The following is a 17166-nucleotide window of genomic DNA, read 5'->3' as shown; positions in this document are numbered from 1 at the left end:
TTCAATATTCCAGACAGACTCGTGGTTCATTTGAGCGTCCATGCTCGCCCCGAATTCCGGGCACACTGTAGGTTATGTCCGTTACCCAACGCTCATCCGGAGTATCCGGATTGAACTGTCGCTGGAGCCTGTTGGGCGACACGATACTGGCCTCGCCTTTACGTGCCCTCGGGCTCCGGTATCCGACCTGAGCCTTTATCCCGACACGTTTCATCAGTCGCCAGACTCTGTTCACTCCGCACTGTTGTCCGCTGTCCCGCAGATCCAGATGGATTTTGCGATAACCATAGACGCATCCCGATTCCAGCCAGAACTGTTTAATCTGTCCTGTCAGTCTCAGGTCTGCCTGATGGCGTTGTGAATGCGGCTGCTGAAGCCAGGCGTAAAAACCACTGGGATGTACATCCAGCACCCGACAGAGCAGGCGAACAGGCCAGCAACAGGTGTTGTCACGGATAAAGGCGTACCTCAGTCGGACAGCTTTGCGAAGTACGCCGCGGTTTTTTTTAATATGTCCCGTTCGTCGGTAACCCGCTTCAGCTCTTTCTGAAGACGGCGGATCTCGGCCTGAGCATCTGACGGTTCTTTATTAGTGGAAGAATCCGGACCGTAGTTCTTTATCCAGGCGTAAAGGCTGTGGGTGGTGATATCGAGACGCGTTGCAACGCTGGCAACAGAATAACCGCGATCAACAACCTGTTTGACTGCTTCAATTTTAAACTCTTCGGGATAACGCTTACCGCTCATGGGCACCTCTCTTTAAGCCATCTTAAATGACTCTGAGGTGTCTGTTAAACCCGTGGCGATTCAAAATACGCTGATCCCGCCACTCGAGTTCTTCCATGAAGCAGATGACCTTCGCCGACGCCGAGTATGCCGGCAAGGGCAAGCAGACCCGCAAGGAACTGTTCCTGATCGAGATGGATCAGGTGGTGCCGTGGAAAGGGCTGATTGCCCTGATCGAACCGCATTATCCGAAAGGCGAAGGTGGTCGCCCGGCGTATCCCTTGATGGCGATGCTGCGTATCCATCTGATGCAGAACTGGTTCGGCTACAGCGATCCGGCCATGGAAGAAGCGCTGTACGAGACGACCATCCTACGTCAGTTCGCCGGACTGAGCCTGGAGCGTATTCCTGACGAAACCACCATCCTCAACTTCCGTCGTCTGCTGGAGAAACATGAGCTGGCAGCCGGCATCCTCTGCGTGAACAATGGCTACCTGGGGGATCGCGGTCTGTCGCTGCGCCAGGGCACTATCGTCGATGCCACGCTGATCCACGCGCCCAGTTCAACCAAGAACCAGGACGGCAAGCGCGACCCGGAAATGCACCAGACCAAGAAGGGGAACCAGTATTACTTTGGCATGAAGGCGCACATCGGCGTTGATGATGAATCGGGGCTGGTACACAGCGTGGTGGGCACGGCAGCCACCGTGGCGGATGTCACCCAGGTCGACAAACTGCTGCACGGCGACGAGAACGTCGTCTGCGCCGATGACGGCTACACAGGCGTCGAAAAGCGCTCCGAGCATGCCGACCGAGAAGTGATCTGGCAGGTCGCAGCACGCCGCAGCACCTACAAGATGCTCGATAAACGCAGCGCCCTGTACAAAGCCAAGCGCAAGATCGAGAAGGCCAAGGCGCAAGTGCGAGCGAAGGTAGAGCCCCCGTTTCGCGTGATCAAGCGGCAGTTCGGCTACACCAAGGTACGTTTCCGAGGGCTGGTGAAGAACACTGCACAACTGGTGACGCTGTTTGCCCTGTCGAGCCTATGGATGGCCCGTCGACATTTGCTGGCAAGCGCAGGAAAGGTGCGCCTGTAATGCGGAAAATGGCCCTCGCAAGGTGCTCGCGACGGCTGAAAGCACCGAAATGAGCGAGTGATCCGATCGTTTTTGATCGGTTCACCGCTTTCAAAATCAGCAGTGGCTGAAGTCAGCCGGAAATACAGGGCTACTTCAGACCATCCCTAGCTAGGGCTCGTAGTTCGGCGCAAGGCTGAAGTCGCTTGGCTGCTTCGCTGTGCAGATCCATGACCCACTTTCCATCAAACTCCCGGTTGTAGTTCCACAAGCATCTCGCGAGTCTTGCCGGCCCGCTCCACTAACAAGACCACAACATCTCCAACGTTCTTGTCGTCTAGCCGGGCCTGTAAGGTGGTGACGTCGTCAACGGCGATACCGTCGATGCTGATAACGCGATCGCCGGGCACGATGCCGCCTGCGGTGACCTCGACGCCGACGAGCCCGGCCCTGTGCGCCGCCGAGCCCGGCGTCACGCGCAATACGAATACGCCCTTACTGCCGGTCAGCGCCTGCAGACGCGTGTTGAGCTGCTCATCCACCTCGATGCCCAGCGCCGGACGGATGTACTTGCCGGTCTTTATGAGTTGCGGCACCACGCGCATGACGGTATCGACCGGCACCGCAAAGCCTATGCCGGCCGAGGCGCCAGACGGACTGTAGATGGCGGTATTGATGCCGATCAGCCGCCCAGCCGAATCGAGCAGCGGGCCACCGGAATTGCCGGGGTTGATGGCGGCGTCGGTCTGGATCAGGTGATCGATGGCCGGGCCGCCCGCTTCTCCCGGCAACGAGCGGTCGAGCGCGGAGACGATACCAGTGGTGAGCGTCCAGTCCAGGCCGAAGGGGTTGCCGATAGCAAACACCTTCTGACCCACCTTGAGGTCGGCACTGGTGCCGACCGGCACGGCCGGCGGGCGCTTGAAACCGACGCCGATCTTGAGCACGGCGATGTCGTGCGCGGGGCTCGTCCCCACCAGCGCGGCCTGGTAGTCGCGGCCGTCGGCCAGTTTGACGGTGGCTTCGGACGCGCCCTGGATGACGTGGAAGTTGGTGACGACGTGGCCGGCGTCGTCCCAGATGAAGCCCGAGCCAGTGCCGCGCGGCACGGAGAACACGTTGCGCGTCCAGACATCGCGTACTAATTGCGCGGTGGTGATGTAGACCACCGAGGCGCGCGATTTTTCGAACAGTTCGATGGTGGTTTTCTCGTCCGCCGCCAGATCGCCACGCGCCATCACGGTGCGTTCTGCTGCCTCGCGCGGACTGAACCAGGCCTCGATGGCGGGCAGAAACTGCCACAGCAGCATGAGCGCGGCAATACAGGCGGTGATGAAGAGCCAGCGCCGGACGAAGCGGTCCGGCGCGGGGCGTTGGTACGGGTCGAGATAGGCCATGAGACGTCTCCTGTTGATGGGCAATCAGCGCCACAGCCCGCTCGGGCGCCAGCGCGGTGGGCGCGTCGCCAAAGCGGATTCCGGCAAAAAATGGGGCGCGCGGAGTGGCAACGCTGATGCTGGCCCAGGCGCCAACGTCAGCAGGCGTGCGATGCGCTCTTGCGTTGCCGGACGCGTGCGCAAGCAGGAGGGCTCGGGATTGCCCCATCCCGGCCATAGCCAGGCACGCCAGGAGCGGCTGACCCGCTCGATTTTCGCCAGCGCGGACGCCAGCCCCTGCGGGTCGCCAGTCAGTTCCGCCGCAAGGCGGTCAGCGTCGAACTCACGCACGCGAGACAAGCCGAGCTGTGCGAGCAGGGCCAGTTGGGGCGATGCGGCCAATAACAATAGACCAGGCCAATAGACCTCCGCCGCGCCAACCAGCAGCGCGGGCAGGCTGAGCAGGACGCGATCTGTCCCATAAGGGCCAGTAGGCACGTGAGGCGACTGACGGAATCCGCCAGCCCCATGACACGCAGATCCTCATTAGCGATGTGCGCGACCTCGTGCGCGAACACACCCGCCAGCTCGCGTGGGCTCAGGCTGCGCAGCAGGCCATCGGTGAGGGCGATCGATGCCTCCTGCTTCGATCCGGTGGCGAAGGCGTTGACGACGGCACTGGGCACATAGTGCGGCACCGGCGTGGCGGGCAAACCGGCACGGGCGGGCAGCTCGCGCAACAGGGCCCACATCTCGTGGGCTTGTTGCGGGTGCAAGGTCCGTACGCGGTACAGGCGCAAGCTCAGCGCCGACGCGGCTACCGGGTCCAGCAGCAACGCACCTGCAACGGCAAACAGCGCGAGCCACAGGCAGCCTTCCCCAAATGGCAGTCTCCCTGCTGCGGCTGCGATCCCGACCAGGGTCAGGACCAACAGCCCGGTCTGCAGGCGGTTGAGCCAGCGGTGTTGCAAGAGCACAGTGCGCGGATCACTCGGATGATGACGGGTCATGCTCAGAGGTCTCGGCGGCGCGGTCGCCGCGCTTGCGCAGCAGCCAGTAGGTCGCACCCAGAGCCAGCGTGGCGCCTGCCAGCGCGGCTATCTTTGCGGGGCTCGCGTCGGAGTCGAGGATCACGAACTTGCGGGAGAGTGCGATCACCGCGATCAGGACCACCGTCTTAACCTGGATGATGCTGTCCCGACGCAGCGCCACGCGCACGATGGAATGCTTGAACTCCATCGCGATCAAGAGCGTCATGATCATGCCGAACACGCTCTGGAATACCTTGTGGTCCAGGGGATTGAAGGCATCGAGAACCAGCAGCGTGAAGACGATGGAGATGAGCTGGAACAGCGACACCATGATGATGACGGCGATCACCGCCGACAGCACGAGCGCGACGACCTGCTCGAAGCGCTCGTAAAAACTCATGATGGCCAATTGGTCACGCAAGACCTGAAATGGGTTAAGGCGTTTTGATTTCATGACTATGAACTCCCTGGAAAACGGCTGCTGTCGAGACGGCGGCGCATTGCGCTGATGTGTCCTTCAATCAACTCGGTCGACATGCCAAGCGTCGACATCACCTGTTCCGCCAGCCCAATAGCTGCGGCAAAGGATTGCTGATACACGCGCACGTTAGGCATGGCGCGAAATGCATCGGCCGCGGTCGTACTTCTGCATGACACCCACAAGGTTAGCGCCGGACGGCGCTCGGCAATCGCCTGGGCGATGCGCAACGCTTGCTGGGCATGGGCGAACGTTAGCACCACCAAGTGCGCATGCGTCAAGCCGGCAGCCAGCAAGGTATCGGGCCGACTGGCATCGCCATGGAACACCGGCGCGCCGGCGGCACGCGCGGCCTCTACCTTCTGCGCGTCCGCCTCCAGCAGCAGATGCGCCACGCCGGCGTGGCGAAGAATCTCGCTGACTGTCAGGCCAAGCTCGCCCGCGCCGCAAACGATGACATGGTCTCGATATCGCGTCGTCTGCGCGGCGATCTCGACTTCTTCAGCCTGGGGTGGCTGAATGACGCCGCCGGTGCGGCTCAAGAACCGGGCAAGTACATCGTGATGGCGGATCAGTAGCGGTGCCAGGGCCATGCTGAGCACCAGCGCGACCAGCATGGGTTGGACGACGGTCGCGGGGATCAGATGCTGCTGCAAGACCGTGCCCAACAACAGCAGGGCGAACTCGCCGCCGTGCCCCAACGCTATGCCCGTGCGCCAGGCATCGAGGGCGGACAGGCGCGTCGCCCGCAAGGCCAGCGTATTGAGCAGGATCTTGACCGGTACCAGCACCACCAGCCACGCCAGCACCGCCAGCGGTGCCGAAAGAATCTGTGCTGCGTCCAGTTGCAGGCCGATGGTCACGAAGAACACGCCCGACAACACATCGCGAAACGGCCTGAGGTGGCTTTCCATGTGGTGCCGGAAGTCGCTCTCGCCCAGCACCATCCCGGCGAGGAAGGCCCCCAGGGCGGCGGATACGCCGACCGCGTGCGCAGCAGCGGCGGCAGCCACCACCACGCACAAGGAGATGAGCACGAACGATTCCTCGTGGCCCCGCCGCGCCACCCAGCCCAGCAGGCCATGCAACAGACGGCGCGAGACGAGGGCCGCTGCCGCGAACAGCAGCAGCACACCGAATACTTCGAGCAGCACATGCTCGATCTTCGGCGACTCGCCGCGCGCCCAGATCGCCAGCAAGGCCAGCAGGGGCACGCTGGCCAGGTCCTGAAAGACCAGCACGGCGATGGCACTGCGTCCGTGGCGGGTGGTGAGCTCGCCTTGGTCGGCCAGTTGTCGGCTGACCAGCGCCGTGGACGACATGGCCGCCGCAGTGCCGAGCAGCGCGGCGCTCTGGCCGGGCTGCCCCAGCCACATCAATAGCAGGATCAGCGGCGGGGCCACGGCGATCATCTGCAGAGCGCCCGCCATCAGCACCGTCCTGCGGGCGAGCCAGAAGTCTCCGAGGGAGAATTCCAGTCCGACCATGAACAACAGCAGCGCCACGCCCAGCTCGGACAGAAAGCTCAGCGTCTCCCCCGGCGCGATCACGCCGATGACTGAGGGGCCCAGTACAACGCCGACAGAGAGATACCCCAGCAAGGCGGGCACTCTGAACGCCGCCGTGGCCATCGCCGCCAGGCTGCAAGCCGCCAGCAGGATTAGCGTAGTGCCGAGCAAGCCCTGCATCGGTCAGCGCCCCACTTGCGTCGACGTCCAGCGCACGATGTCCTGCGCGCCCATCACGCCGGCCTGACGGGCGATCTCCCGCCCACCCTGGAACAGGGCGAGCGTCGGGATGCTGCGGATACCGAACTGCGCGGCCAGGTGGGGCTCAGCCTCGGTATTCACCTTCGCCAGCCGGATCCTCGGTTCGAGCTGGTGCGCCGCTTGCTGGAACTGTGGCGCCATCATCTTGCACGGCCCGCACCATGGCGCCCAGAAATCGACCAGCAGCGGCAGATCGCTGCGCTCCACGTGGCGCGAGAACGTCGCCGTGGTCAACTCGATGGGCTCGCCCGTAAACAAGGGCTGCTGGCAGCGGCCACAGTTGGGATGTTCCGATAGCTTCGCAGTCGGTACGCGGTTGATGGACTGGCAATGCGGGCAGACGAGGTGAAGATCATTCTTCATGGTTCGCCTCCTTGGACCACAGTGAGGCTGCCTCGCTTCGGGTCACAGACAATGCCGACCAATCAACGCCTTGGAGCCAATCGTTCCCGTTTTTGCTTACTCCGGCCTCTTCCAGATGAGCAGCGATGAATGCTTCGGCCTGCATGAGCCACCTTCGGACAGCATCTTCCTTACTAGGGATCAGCAGGATTTCAGAGACGCTGCTGGCATTCAGCCCGTCCACACGGATAAGCAGAAAAATGCGCCGCCACAAACGCGGCATGTCCTTCAGCAGGTCAAATGCAAAAGCGAACTCGCTCGACCGATCAATCAGCTCCTCCTGTTCCGCGATCGTTGCGACATCGGGATGCTGACTGCCAGCGAAAATATCGGCCAGCTTGAGTGTGTCATCGTGCTGATAAAATTCGAAGATTTCCTCTTCCACCATGGCCTCGGCCACGTCTTGGGCATCCGGTTCGACCGGCGCGTCCAGAGAAACGAATTCGCCAAATTGCCGGCTGCTTGCCACTTCGTTATCCAGGACGGCGAACAGATGCTTCAAAAGACCGGTGTAAGCCTCTTTTTCCCCCGGCACGGATTGCCATTCCACCTTAGCTCGGACAATCGCTTCATCCACCACGTCGCGCAGCGTCGGATAATCGCGCGGTAAATCGCCGACGGCCCGCAGATAAGCCAGCTCACGCCTTGCGACAGCCTCAAGTTTCGACAGTAGAGGCATTCGGGTCACCTCGGCCTCATGGGCGGCTGATGCGGGTTTTGCGGCAATCCGCACCTTGAGCTCGCGCAAGCGCTCGCGTCGTGCTTTGCGCTTGATTTGATCCTGAGCATGCAGTCGGTCAAAATGCTTCTTGGCCTGACGGAACAACGACTGTGCGAGCATCTGCGCGAGGGGCGTCAGCTCGTCATGTGATGCAGTAACGCTGACAATCTTTTTGCCGGGCAGGTGCATATAGCCACTGGCCAGAAATTGCCGCTTGATCTTGTCGCGATCAAGGACGATTTGAAGTCGCGCTGAATCTTTAGTGTGTTTGTCGAGCAATGGCTTGAGGGCGTGCTCGATCACATTTCCCAAAGCTCTCTGCCAAGGTTCATGAAACTCTTTGTCGATAGCTCGATAGCTATATTGTATCTGCATGTATGACTCCTTCGATGTCATTTCTATGGAGGCATGAATCGAGGATGCTCATATCCATAGATTTTGGTTTGGCACGCTCTTACCCCAGGCGCGTTTGCGAAGACTCCAACTCAAGAACAAAAGCGTGACGCCATAGACTGCCGCATGGAAACCCAACAGCCAGCCTGCGGCCACGAATGACTCGACCGGACGGGTAAAAAATATCCACAAGACGATAGCACCAAGGATAATCGAGAGCAGTCCACTGAGGGCAAGCCAGATTTCACCCTTGATTTCCCGACGCAGCCGAACGGCGGCGGATATCTCCAGCACACCGGTGAAAATCGCCCAGAAGCCCACGCTAGCCCATAAAAAAGAAGCCAAGACTATCGTGGCGACCCAAGGAGCAACCAGGACGACGACGCCCGTAAGTATGCCGACAATGCCGCTGAACAGCAGCCAGCCCCAGCGCTCTTTTTTCTGGATATGGCGCACCGCTGCAAACAAGTTGAACGCGCCATTGACCAAGGAAAATGCGCCGAACATGATGGTCATGGCCAACAGAGCCGATTGTGGCATCCAGAACGCGAGGGCTGCAAAAATCAATGCCAAGACACCGCGCAGCACAAAAAGCCACCAATTTTGGCTCAGCGAACACAGTGCTTTGGTGGGGTCATCCGCATTGGAATTGGCGATGGTGTCTGTTTTCATGCAATATCTCCTAAAGATCTATACAAAATAAAAAATCAAACACTCATGGGACAAGAGAGGGGGCGCTATGCGCCCCCTCTCCAGCGGTTTCAGAACAACCTGGACAGTTTTGCCTTGACTTCATCGAGCCAGCCTTTTCCGCAGCCTCCCCCTCCCGTCTTTTCCTTGATTTTCTTGAGTTCAGCGTACAGGGGCTCAAAGTCCTTCCTTTTTCCATAGCCCAGCAGTTCTGCCATTTCCAACTGCTGCCGGGCTTCGTTCAACAATGTCTCCAGGCGCTCATTGGATGCTTCGCTGCGCTGACCATCTTCTACCAGGGGCTCGGCGCGCTTCAGGAGCAGCTTCGCACGCAGGACGGGCAGCGGAAGCACGCTGCGCTCCTCGACCAGCGTGCTGAGCGCTGACTGCAGCGCGGCTTTGGCTTCTTCGATCTTGCCCTGATCGATCAGCGGCACGACTGCCTTCACGGCTGCGGGATAGGACGCCAAAGGGATGCTGGTGACCGTGATCACGATTTCACTGGCCAGCAAAGCCAGCACGTGGCGAGCCTGTTGCACCTCGCCATGTTTGAGGGCATCCAGCGCCTCGTCGGTCATCGCCTCAATGGTTTCCGTGTTGGCGAACAAGTCGTGCACGATGGTGCGCACATCAACGCCGGCCAGGGCGAGCGTGGGTTCGCGCGCGACGATCAGCTCCAGCTTTCCCGTCACTTCGGCCAGCGTTGCCAATGCGCGTGCAGTGTCCTTGCCGTCAAGTGCGGCCAGCGCTGATTTGGTCAGCGACAAGGCCGAGACTGCCTCATCGAGGACTTGTTTACGTTTGTCTGCCGCCTGCGAGTCCGTTTCTTTCTGAACCTCAGGCTGTACCTCCGTGACGACTTCAGGCTTGGACTCTGGACTGACAGGAAGGCTGCTTACCGCGGCCTGTTCGTTTTTTCCTTCGTTCGTCGCATTGGGATTCGGTGTTTGCTCATTCATGGTGATATGCCTCGTATGAGATAGTGAAAATAGGCGAATCTATTGGGGCTGAATGCGAACATCGCGAGACTGACCGACAGAGCAGTCAGCCCCTTCATCACCTCAAAACAGCTTTTGGATGCGCGTCTTCAACTCGTCGAACCATCCCTTGCCGCTTTTGCCACCAGCCGACTTTTGCTCAATGGACTTCACCTGATCGAAGATGGGTTTGAAGTCCGCCTTCTTGCCATAACCCAGGATCTGCGCCATCTCGATCTCCGTGCGCACGGACGACAGCAAGGTGCTGAGCTCCTCGTTCTGCCTGGCATCGCGCCTGTCGGTCTCGGCCAGCTTTTCAGCTTTTGCCATCGCGGCTTCAGCCCGTAGCACGGGCAGAGGAAAGGCGACCGAGGTCACCACCAGCGTGTTCAGTGCTCGGGCGAGTTCCGCTTTGGCGTTGTCGATCTTGCCGCTGTCGATGAGCCGTGCGGCCGACTTGATCGCTGCCGGGTACGTTGCCATCGGAAGGTTGTCGGTTTGGATTACGATTTCGCTGGCCAGATTGGCAACGATGGGCCGGGCCTTTTGCACCTCGCCATCACCCAACAACTCCCGAGACAACTTGACCGCTTTCTTTACCGATTCCACGTTGGCGTGGATATCGTGGGTGATGACGCGTACATCGACCGGCGCCAAAGCAAGTTTGGCGTCGCGTGCCAATACCAGTTCCAGCTTTCCGCTGGCCAGTTCCAGCGCAGCAAGCGCCTCCTTGGTCTTGTTTGCATCAAGGAGGGTCAAAGCCTCCTGGGTCTTGGTGAGCGCCGTGATGGCGTCTTGAGTGAGCTCGGCACGCTTTTTATCGGCTTCCCGGGCGGCCTTGTCATCTACCTGTGGCTGTGCCGCCTTGGATGCGGCAGAGGGTGCTGCAGCACCTGGGCTAGAACCTGCCGCCGATTGGGCCAGAGCCGGTCCGCTCAGTCCGACGACGACCGCCAGGGCAAGTGCGGAGAAGGTGTATTGTGGCTGTTTGATATTCATGATCTTGGGCTCTTGATTGAAGTTAGTTGACTGAGATTTCAATCTGTTTCGGTTTGGCTTGCTCGGCCTTGACAAGCCGCACTTCCAGCACGCCGTCTTTCATGGAAGTCGTCACCTTGGTCGGATCAACGTTGTCAGGCAAGACAAAGCTGCGCACAAAGCGGCCATAGGCACGTTCTATGCGGTGGAACTTCTTGCCCTGCTCCTCTTTTTCCAGTTTGCGCTCGCCGCTGATGGTGAGCACACCGTTTTCCGCGCTGACGCGCACGGCATCCCTGGGGACCTCCGGCAGATCCAGCTTGAGGAGGAATGCGTTCTCATCCTCGCTGATGTCCGCCATTAGAGCCCAGTCCGCCGTGGTCTTGGCTTCGTTGCCGGTACGGGCGCCCTGTCGCTGGGGTATTCGTCCGAACATCGTCGCCAGGCGGTTTTGCAATTCATCCAGTTCCCGGAAGGGGTCCCACGGAGTCAATGCAGACATATCGGTTCTCCTTGAACAATGCCGACGAATTGGATGACGCACTGAACAGAGCCGTCGGTTTACTCTGAATGGCACCTACTACTGTTTTCAGTTCCGAACAAGTCCTTGAGTCAATTGACGGATATCGCTTTCGTCGAGCGTTTCCCGCGCCAGCAGCTCGCGCGCACAGCGCTCCAGCACCGCGCGGTTGATGTCGAGAATCCGGTAGGCGCGCTCGAACACGCCCATCACGATGTCGCGGATAGCCTGATCGATGCGCGCCTGGGTCGATTCGGCCACCCGGCAACAGCCTTGGCCAGCAATGTCTTGCCGGTGCCCGGTGGGCCGACCAGCAACACGCCCTTGGGAATGCGCGCCCCGAGACGGCCATAGTCCTGCGGATTCTTCAGGAAATCGACGATCGCGACCAGCTCCGCCTTGGCCTCATCCCCCCCCCGCCACATCGGCGAACGTCACACCGGTGTTCTTTTCCACGAACACCTTGGCGCGGCTCTTACCGATGTTGAGAAACCCGCCCATGCCCTGCTTCTCGGCGAAGCGGCGGAACAGGAAGAACCAGACGCCAAAGAAGGATACCGCTGGCAGGATCCACGACAGCACATCGCTCAGCCAGGTGCTCTCCAACACGCGGGCATAGGGTACGTCGTACTTCGACAGGCGATCGGCAAGATCGGGTTCGACCCTCGTTGCCACGATCGTCGTCTTGCCCCGGCTGTCCGGCGACTTCAGGCGCCCGGTCACCGTACGATCCGACACCAGCACTTCGGCCACGCGCCCCTCGTCCAGCGCCTTCTCGAACTCGCTGTAGGGCACCGGCTCGACGGTTTTCGCCGTCTGCCAGTAGCTCTGCAAACTCAGCAACAGCAGGAGGGCAACGATCCAGTAGCCGGTATTCCATTGATTCTTTTTTTCCATGGACCGTGTTCCTCGAAAGTCGAGTTGCCAGAGGATCAGGTGAACAGACGGGCCGCACCGTCACGCAAACGGATGGCCAGCGAGCGGGAGGGCAGTGCCGCCGCTGATGAGCAGCCCCCACGGCGTGGCCGACCGCGGATCACGCTTGTAGACGACCGCGTGACCCGCGGCCACGACCGCCACCGCGATCGATGCCAGGGAGGCTGCCCATGCCAGGCTGATGGAGTCGGACACGGCAGCCTCGCCCGCCATCAAGATGCGTCGCTCGCCGACTTCTTCTTGCTCGAGTCTTTGCCAGCGTCGCCGTGCGGCGTCTCGGTCGCCTTCGCGACATCCGGCTGCTCCGGCTCGGCCGGGGTCTGCGGTGGCTCTTTGCGTTCGAACACCACGCGTTCGGCCTTGTCGTCCCAGCGTGCGCTGGCGTGATCGCCCTTGCCGATGCCGCCACCGAGCATCTCGCGCGCCAGCGCAGTTTCCAGCTCGCTGCGGATCAGGCGCTTGAGTTCACGCGCACCGAACTCGGGCTTGTAGCCTTCTTCCGCGAAATGGTCGATCAGCGTCTGATCGAAAGTGAGCGTCACGCCCTGGCTGGCGGCGCTGCGCGCCACGCGATCGAGCTGCAGGCCGACGATGTGGCGGATCTCCTCCTTGCCCAGCGCATGGAAGACGATGATCTCGTCGATGCGGTTGAGGAACTCGGGCCGGAAGTGGCCGCGCAGCACGTCCATGACCTCGGCCTTGGTCTTTTCGTACTCCTCGCCAGCCGCCTCACGCGCCTTCAGCCGTCGCTGGATGATGTCCGAACCCAGGTTGGACGTGGCGATGATGATGGTGTTGGTGAAATCCACCACCCGGCCCTTGCCGTCGGTGAGGCGACCGTCGTCGAACACTTGCAGCAGGATGTTGTAGACGTCAGGGTGTGCCTTCTCGATCTCGTCGAGCAGCAGCACGCTGTAGGGCTTGCGCCGCACCTTCTCGGTGAGCTGACCGCCTTCGTCGTAACCGACATAGCCCGGAGGCGCGCCCACCAGCCGCGCCACGGTATGGCGTTCGCCATATTCCGACATGTCGATGCGCAACAGGGCGTGCTCATCGCCGTAGATCGATTCGGCCAATGCCTTGGCGAGCTCGGTCTTGCCCACCCCGGTCGGGCCCAGAAACAGGAAGGTAGCCACCGGTTTACTGCCTTCGCGCAGGCCGGCGCGGGATAGCCGCACGGCATCGGCCACGGCACGGACCGCCTCGTCTTGTCCCACCAGGCGCTCGTGCAGCCGTTGTTCCAGGTGCAGCAGCTTTTCGCGCTCTTCCACCGTCAACTCGTTGACCGGGATGCCGGTCAGGCGCGAGACAACCTGCGCCACGTGTTCCGCCTTGACCTCGGCACTGCCGGAGGCCCGCTCCCGCTCCCAGTCCTCGACGAGCTTCTTGAGCTCGGCCTCCTTGGCTTCGATGCGCTTGCCGAGCTCGGCGGCCTGGTCGTACTGCTTGCGCGCGGCCACGTAATCCTGTTCACGCCGTAGCTGGTGCAGTTCGGACTCCAGCTCCTGCACGGCCACCGGCCGGGCCGTGGCCGACAGCTTCACGCGCGCGGCCGCCTGGTCGAGCAGGTCGATCGCCTTGTCCGGCAGGAAGCGCGCCGTGATGTAGCGGTCGGACAACTCGGCCGCCGCGATGATCGCGTCTTCGGAAATGCTGACCTTGTGGTGCGCCTCGAAGGTGTCGCGCAGGCCGCGCAGAATCATGATGGTCTGGGCCACCGTCGGCTCGGGCACCGTCACCGGCTGGAAGCGCCGCTCCAGTGCGGCATCCTTCTCGATGTATTTCTGGTACTCGTTCAGCGTCGTGGCGCCGATCAGGTTGAGTTCACCGCGCGCCATCATCGGTTTGAACACGTTGGCCACGTCCAGCCCGCCTTCGCCACCGCCCTGGCCGGCACCAACGATGGTGTGCACCTCGTCGATGAACAAAATCAGCTCGCCCTGGTGCTCGGTCACCTCCTTCAGCACCTTCTGCACGCGCTCCTCGAACTCGCCGCGATATTTGGCGCCGGCCACCATGGCGTTGATGTTGAGTTCCACCAGGCGCTTGTCGCGCAAGGTCTCGGGCACTTCACCCGCCACCATGCGCTGCGCCAGCCCTTCGACGATGGCGGTCTTGCCCACACCCGGCTCGCCGATCAGCACCGGGTTGTTCTTCTTGCGCCGGGCCAGCACCTCGATGGTGGTTTCGATCTCCTGCGCGCGGCCGATCACCGGGTCGAGCTTGCCGTCGCGCGCCATCTTGGTCAGGTCGCGCGAGTACTTGTCGAGTTCTGGCGTGTTGGTCGGCGTCTCAGCGCGGCCATCCTCGGCGCCCTTGCCGACCACCTTGCTGACCTGTTGGCGCAGCGCCTGCGGCGTCAGGCCGTAGCGGCGCAGCAGGTTGGCGGCCAGCCCTTCGCCTTCCTCGGCCAGACCGATCAGGAAATGCTCTGGACCGACATAAGAATGGCCGAGTTCATTGGAGGCCACGAAGGCGCGGCTGAGCGCATCCTTCACGCGCGGCGACACGCCGATCTCGCCCTCGAAGGGCTTGTCCCCGCGCTTGGCCTCAGACTCGATCTGCCGCTTGAGGTCATCGACCTTGATCTTGAACTGACCCAGGATGGTCTTGACCACGTCGCTGTCGGCCAGCGCCAGCAGCAGATGTTCGGTATCCACCTCGGAGCGGCCAAATTCGGCAGCGTGTTTGGCGGCCTCCTGCAGCAAGGCTTCCGACTGTTCGCTGATGCGGCTGGCCAACCCACTGCCGCGACGGCGCGGCGCACCCGAACCTGCGGTGGCGGGCTCGCCAAACGAGGCATCGACCACGTCATCGGTATCGGCGGCAACTGGCGTCGCGTCTTCGCCGATGCGGAAGAAGTCACTGCCGAGGAAGTCCTCGAACAGGCCGCTGCGCGAGCCGAACAAGGCTTCCAGCGGCGAAACGGTGCGCTTTTGCTGGCGCACTAATTGCCGGTAATGGTCGTCGCACAACAGCATGGTGCTGTTACGACCGTTGAGATTGGCTTCCACCCGCACGGTGGCGGGTTGGCCGCAGACCTGGCATTGTTTTCTGGCCATGCTGATGCTCCTGAGAAGGTTGACAAGGTTGAGGCGACGAGGCATCGCGAGCCGCGACTCCTCGTCTCGTGCCGGGTTTTTCTTGTGACGAACGAGCCGGCGACGTCAGCCGTTGATCGGGATCGAGCGTCCCTGCTTCGGCGCGCTGACCTCGCGCTTGTCGATCGTGACCGTGAGCACCCCGTTCTTGAACGATGCCTTGATCGAATCCTGGTTGGCGTCGTCAGGCAGGTTCAAGGCACGCTGAAAGCTGCCGTAGGAGCGCTCCACACGGTGGAAGCCACCTTCCTTCTTCTCCTGTTCCTGGCGCTTCTCGCCACGCACCATCAGCACGTCGTTGTCGAGAGTTATCTGGATGTCCTTCTCCTCGACACCGGGCACTTCCAGGGTAATCTTGTACTGCTTGTCGGTTTCCTGGATGTCCAGGGCCGGCTTCAGCATGCCCGACCAATCGGATGGCCACTGCGGCATGTTCAACGCCGGAAAACCGAAGCCCCGGAATGCGTCATCGAACAGCCGGTCGATTTCCCGATGCAGTTGCAGGATCGGGCTGACTGGCCCGCTCGCCGCTGGCAGGTCATTGCGCTGCACCGGCAGGGAAGAGGCGGTCTGCTGCTCTTGCTGCTCGTTCTTGAACCAGTTCCAGGGAGGCAACTTCTTGAAATCGATGTCCATGTCATACCTCCAGAAAAATTGGAAAACGAGTTACTCAAGCCCTTTGCCTGCTGCGACGGGCAGTGCGCCCAGGCGACACGGGCTGCTCGGATGACTTCTGCTGTTCACGCTTGCGCATCACCTCCTTCTTTGCTCCGGCTCGGGTCTGATCATTGATGCACTGATCGATTTCACTTTGACGAAGCCGCCACGTCCCGCCCACCTTGAAAGCCGGAATTTCCCCGTGTGCGGCGAGCCGATAAATCGTCCGCTTGCCGACTTTCAAGTACGCAGCCAATTCATCGAGCGTGAAAATCACCTGTAGGTGCGCTTTCATCTCACCCTCTCCAATCGCGTCGCTTTGCGGTTCCGGCCAAGGAAATCCTTGCAATACTTTGTAAGATTAGACCTACTATGAATAACTTCAAGAATCAATGTGCAGCGTTCTCCCGCCCCATTGATGCAGGTCAACTGCTCAGGCAAGGCGCAGCGGGGCGGTCTGATCAGGCAATGGACAGCGCCTGGCTCGTCAGCCTGCGTGTACCACAGGCGCCTCGATCAAACACCGATCCTCACGTTGTAGCCGAGTGCCCGCAGCCCCTTGCTCGTCTGCATGTTCCTTGGCGGAAACTCGTCTGGGCGCGCCCAGACGACGATTTCCCCGAGGCTGCTCAGGCTAACGTGCGGAATTGCCCAGTCGTCGCTGCGGATCGCGTTCCAGAGTCGGGCCGAAACACTTCCGTTGCCCCAGACAACGTAGTTCAACAGTATCCGTCCGGCCAACACACCTTCCCGACACCGCCGCCGAAGGCCATGGCCCATCAAGCGGATTTTCCATGCGCCCTCAGCGCCGTACCTACAGCAAATCTTTCAAGGCTCAGGTCATTCAGGAGTGTTCTGAACCCGGTGCCTCCATCGCAAACATCGCCTTGGGCTACAGCCTCAATGCCAACCTCGACCACAAATGGATTCGGCTGCCTACCCAGAAAACCACGGCTATCCAGCCAGCGTTCATCCCGTTGCCTTCTCAAATGCTCGGCGTGGGTTCGCATACTCAAGCGCGCTGCTGCGATCATGAGTTTGATCCAGTCGGCCCGTAATAATGGGCACGATCCGTATGCCTATCTCAAGGATGTGCTGACACGGTTGCCGTCCCTGTAACAGCCTGAAGTTGACCTGGGTAATCAAATACCGGTGTAGTGATTAGGAAACAGGGCTCGGATAACATCATGGCGCAGGTCACCCTGATCTTGACCCTCCATCTCCGAACAGCTTTTGTATCTTAAGTTAACGATGTCCGCTGCCGGTATTCCCTCGGGGAGTGATATCCCAGCGCGCTGTGCGGGTGGATTCCATTTCCATCAGATGTCCTTCCTG

Annotated in this window: 17 protein-coding genes and 4 pseudogenes; 3 read left to right on the top strand and 18 right to left on the bottom strand. The window is 60.9% G+C overall.

Annotated elements, in window-relative coordinates:
* Positions 1-67: 67 nt before the first annotated feature.
* Positions 68-747, bottom strand: a pseudogene (locus tag HMPREF3140_RS27540) (IS3 family transposase); the annotation flags it as partial.
* A 95-nt stretch (positions 748-842) separates the two neighbouring features.
* On the opposite strand from HMPREF3140_RS27540, the gene HMPREF3140_RS16940 reads away from it, so the two are divergent.
* Positions 843-1823, top strand: a complete 981-nt coding sequence (locus tag HMPREF3140_RS16940) for an IS5 family transposase (RefSeq protein ID WP_032415021.1) — start codon at positions 843-845, stop codon at positions 1821-1823.
* Between the two features lie 224 nt (positions 1824-2047).
* On the opposite strand, the gene HMPREF3140_RS16935 is transcribed toward HMPREF3140_RS16940, so the two are convergent.
* From HMPREF3140_RS16935 to HMPREF3140_RS28360, 17 genes and pseudogenes are all read right to left on the bottom strand, one after another.
* Positions 2048-3199: a S1C family serine protease gene (locus HMPREF3140_RS16935; RefSeq protein WP_000323730.1), complete on the bottom strand. Its 1152-nt coding sequence runs from the start codon at positions 3197-3199 to the stop codon at positions 2048-2050.
* A gap of 24 nt (positions 3200-3223) precedes the next feature.
* Positions 3224-4188: pseudogene (locus HMPREF3140_RS16930) on the bottom strand (zinc metalloprotease HtpX).
* Positions 4166-4663 (bottom strand): heat resistance protein PsiE-GI, encoded by a 498-nt coding sequence (gene psiE-GI / locus HMPREF3140_RS16925; protein ID WP_001514138.1) that lies wholly within the window; start codon positions 4661-4663, stop codon positions 4166-4168. Before psiE-GI ends, HMPREF3140_RS16930 begins: the two are co-directional and overlap by 23 nt.
* A gap of 2 nt (positions 4664-4665) precedes the next feature.
* Positions 4666-6375 (bottom strand): heat resistance system K+/H+ antiporter KefB-GI, encoded by a 1710-nt coding sequence (gene kefB-GI, locus HMPREF3140_RS16920; protein WP_032435673.1) that lies wholly within the window; start codon positions 6373-6375, stop codon positions 4666-4668.
* 3 nt (positions 6376-6378) lie between these two features.
* Positions 6379-6819, bottom strand: coding sequence for a heat resistance system thioredoxin Trx-GI (gene trx-GI / locus HMPREF3140_RS16915; RefSeq protein WP_000786815.1), 441 nt, complete (start codon positions 6817-6819; stop codon positions 6379-6381).
* Positions 6809-7954: a hypothetical protein gene (locus HMPREF3140_RS16910; protein ID WP_004118192.1), complete on the bottom strand. Its 1146-nt coding sequence runs from the start codon at positions 7952-7954 to the stop codon at positions 6809-6811. The genes trx-GI and HMPREF3140_RS16910 overlap by 11 nt, the downstream gene beginning before the upstream one ends.
* A 48-nt stretch (positions 7955-8002) precedes the next feature.
* Positions 8003-8644, bottom strand: a complete 642-nt coding sequence (gene hdeD-GI / locus HMPREF3140_RS16905; RefSeq protein WP_023329026.1) for a heat resistance membrane protein HdeD-GI — start codon at positions 8642-8644, stop codon at positions 8003-8005.
* A gap of 89 nt (positions 8645-8733) precedes the next feature.
* The gene (yfdX2, locus tag HMPREF3140_RS16900) at positions 8734-9621 is read right to left on the bottom strand and encodes a heat resistance protein YfdX2 (RefSeq protein WP_013307890.1); all 888 of its coding nucleotides are present in this window, start codon (positions 9619-9621) and stop codon (positions 8734-8736) included.
* A gap of 102 nt (positions 9622-9723) precedes the next feature.
* Positions 9724-10638 carry a heat resistance protein YfdX1 gene (gene yfdX1, locus HMPREF3140_RS16895; RefSeq protein WP_032238607.1) on the bottom strand — a complete coding sequence of 305 codons (915 nt, stop codon included), beginning with the start codon at positions 10636-10638 and terminating at the stop codon, positions 9724-9726.
* A gap of 22 nt (positions 10639-10660) precedes the next feature.
* Complete coding sequence (gene hsp20-GI, locus HMPREF3140_RS16890; protein WP_004118198.1) at positions 10661-11119, bottom strand: small heat shock protein sHSP20-GI; 459 nt, start codon at positions 11117-11119, stop codon at positions 10661-10663.
* Between the two features lie 87 nt (positions 11120-11206).
* Positions 11207-11398: a hypothetical protein gene (locus HMPREF3140_RS28365; RefSeq protein WP_004118789.1), complete on the bottom strand. Its 192-nt coding sequence runs from the start codon at positions 11396-11398 to the stop codon at positions 11207-11209.
* A pseudogene (locus HMPREF3140_RS16880) lies at positions 11398-12034 on the bottom strand (ATP-dependent metallopeptidase FtsH/Yme1/Tma family protein); the annotation flags it as partial. The gene HMPREF3140_RS28365 and the pseudogene HMPREF3140_RS16880, both read right to left, overlap by 1 nt.
* Before the next feature lie 60 nt (positions 12035-12094).
* A complete protein-coding gene (locus HMPREF3140_RS16875) occupies positions 12095-12286 on the bottom strand; it encodes a hypothetical protein (RefSeq protein WP_017146640.1) in 192 nt (63 codons plus the stop codon).
* Positions 12286-15135, bottom strand: coding sequence for a heat shock survival AAA family ATPase ClpK (gene clpK / locus HMPREF3140_RS16870; protein WP_004118202.1), 2850 nt, complete (start codon positions 15133-15135; stop codon positions 12286-12288). Before clpK ends, HMPREF3140_RS16875 begins: the two co-directional genes overlap by 1 nt.
* A gap of 105 nt (positions 15136-15240) precedes the next feature.
* Positions 15241-15810, bottom strand: a complete 570-nt coding sequence (gene hsp20 / locus HMPREF3140_RS16865; RefSeq protein WP_070553043.1) for a small heat shock protein sHSP20 — start codon at positions 15808-15810, stop codon at positions 15241-15243.
* Positions 15811-15844: 34 nt separating this feature from the next.
* Positions 15845-16126, bottom strand: coding sequence for a helix-turn-helix domain-containing protein (locus HMPREF3140_RS29135; protein WP_004118205.1), 282 nt, complete (start codon positions 16124-16126; stop codon positions 15845-15847).
* Positions 16127-16347: 221 nt separating this feature from the next.
* Positions 16348-16611: a hypothetical protein gene (locus HMPREF3140_RS28360; protein ID WP_004118208.1), complete on the bottom strand. Its 264-nt coding sequence runs from the start codon at positions 16609-16611 to the stop codon at positions 16348-16350.
* Between the two features lie 14 nt (positions 16612-16625).
* Between HMPREF3140_RS28360 and HMPREF3140_RS28355 the strand changes: the two genes are divergently transcribed.
* Both HMPREF3140_RS28355 and HMPREF3140_RS28350 read left to right on the top strand, forming a co-directional pair.
* A complete protein-coding gene (locus tag HMPREF3140_RS28355; RefSeq protein WP_004118209.1) occupies positions 16626-16889 on the top strand; it encodes a transposase in 264 nt (87 codons plus the stop codon).
* Positions 16846-16950: pseudogene (locus HMPREF3140_RS28350) on the top strand (transposase domain-containing protein); the annotation flags it as partial. The gene HMPREF3140_RS28355 and the pseudogene HMPREF3140_RS28350, both read left to right, overlap by 44 nt.
* Positions 16951-17166: the final 216 nt, after the last annotated feature.

The sequence above is a fragment of the Klebsiella sp. HMSC16A12 genome (genome assembly GCF_001808265.1).
GTDB classification, from domain to species: domain Bacteria; phylum Pseudomonadota; class Gammaproteobacteria; order Enterobacterales; family Enterobacteriaceae; genus Klebsiella; species Klebsiella pneumoniae.
The sequence above is the reverse complement of the archived record's forward strand: the minus strand, read 5'-3'. Positions and strand labels throughout refer to the sequence as shown.

What these genes read in the sequence shown, in the direction of transcription:
- HMPREF3140_RS16935 (WP_000323730.1), bottom strand. Translation starts at nt 3,199, where the DNA reads ATGGCCTATCTCGACCCGTACCAACGCCCCGCGCCGGACCGCTTCGTC.
- HMPREF3140_RS28355 (WP_004118209.1), top strand. Translation starts at nt 16,626, where the DNA reads ATGCGCCCTCAGCGCCGTACCTACAGCAAATCTTTCAAGGCTCAGGTC.
- HMPREF3140_RS16940 (WP_032415021.1), top strand. Translation starts at nt 843, where the DNA reads ATGAAGCAGATGACCTTCGCCGACGCCGAGTATGCCGGCAAGGGCAAG.
- kefB-GI (WP_032435673.1), bottom strand. Translation starts at nt 6,375, where the DNA reads ATGCAGGGCTTGCTCGGCACTACGCTAATCCTGCTGGCGGCTTGCAGC.
- yfdX2 (WP_013307890.1), bottom strand. Translation starts at nt 9,621, where the DNA reads ATGAATGAGCAAACACCGAATCCCAATGCGACGAACGAAGGAAAAAAC.
- HMPREF3140_RS16875 (WP_017146640.1), bottom strand. Translation starts at nt 12,286, where the DNA reads ATGGCGGGCGAGGCTGCCGTGTCCGACTCCATCAGCCTGGCATGGGCA.
- HMPREF3140_RS28360 (WP_004118208.1), bottom strand. Translation starts at nt 16,611, where the DNA reads ATGGGCCATGGCCTTCGGCGGCGGTGTCGGGAAGGTGTGTTGGCCGGA.
- yfdX1 (WP_032238607.1), bottom strand. Translation starts at nt 10,638, where the DNA reads ATGAATATCAAACAGCCACAATACACCTTCTCCGCACTTGCCCTGGCG.
- HMPREF3140_RS16910 (WP_004118192.1), bottom strand. Translation starts at nt 7,954, where the DNA reads ATGCAGATACAATATAGCTATCGAGCTATCGACAAAGAGTTTCATGAA.
- psiE-GI (WP_001514138.1), bottom strand. Translation starts at nt 4,663, where the DNA reads ATGAAATCAAAACGCCTTAACCCATTTCAGGTCTTGCGTGACCAATTG.
- hsp20-GI (WP_004118198.1), bottom strand. Translation starts at nt 11,119, where the DNA reads ATGTCTGCATTGACTCCGTGGGACCCCTTCCGGGAACTGGATGAATTG.
- trx-GI (WP_000786815.1), bottom strand. Translation starts at nt 6,819, where the DNA reads ATGAAGAATGATCTTCACCTCGTCTGCCCGCATTGCCAGTCCATCAAC.
- HMPREF3140_RS29135 (WP_004118205.1), bottom strand. Translation starts at nt 16,126, where the DNA reads ATGAAAGCGCACCTACAGGTGATTTTCACGCTCGATGAATTGGCTGCG.
- hdeD-GI (WP_023329026.1), bottom strand. Translation starts at nt 8,644, where the DNA reads ATGAAAACAGACACCATCGCCAATTCCAATGCGGATGACCCCACCAAA.
- clpK (WP_004118202.1), bottom strand. Translation starts at nt 15,135, where the DNA reads ATGGCCAGAAAACAATGCCAGGTCTGCGGCCAACCCGCCACCGTGCGG.
- hsp20 (WP_070553043.1), bottom strand. Translation starts at nt 15,810, where the DNA reads ATGGACATCGATTTCAAGAAGTTGCCTCCCTGGAACTGGTTCAAGAAC.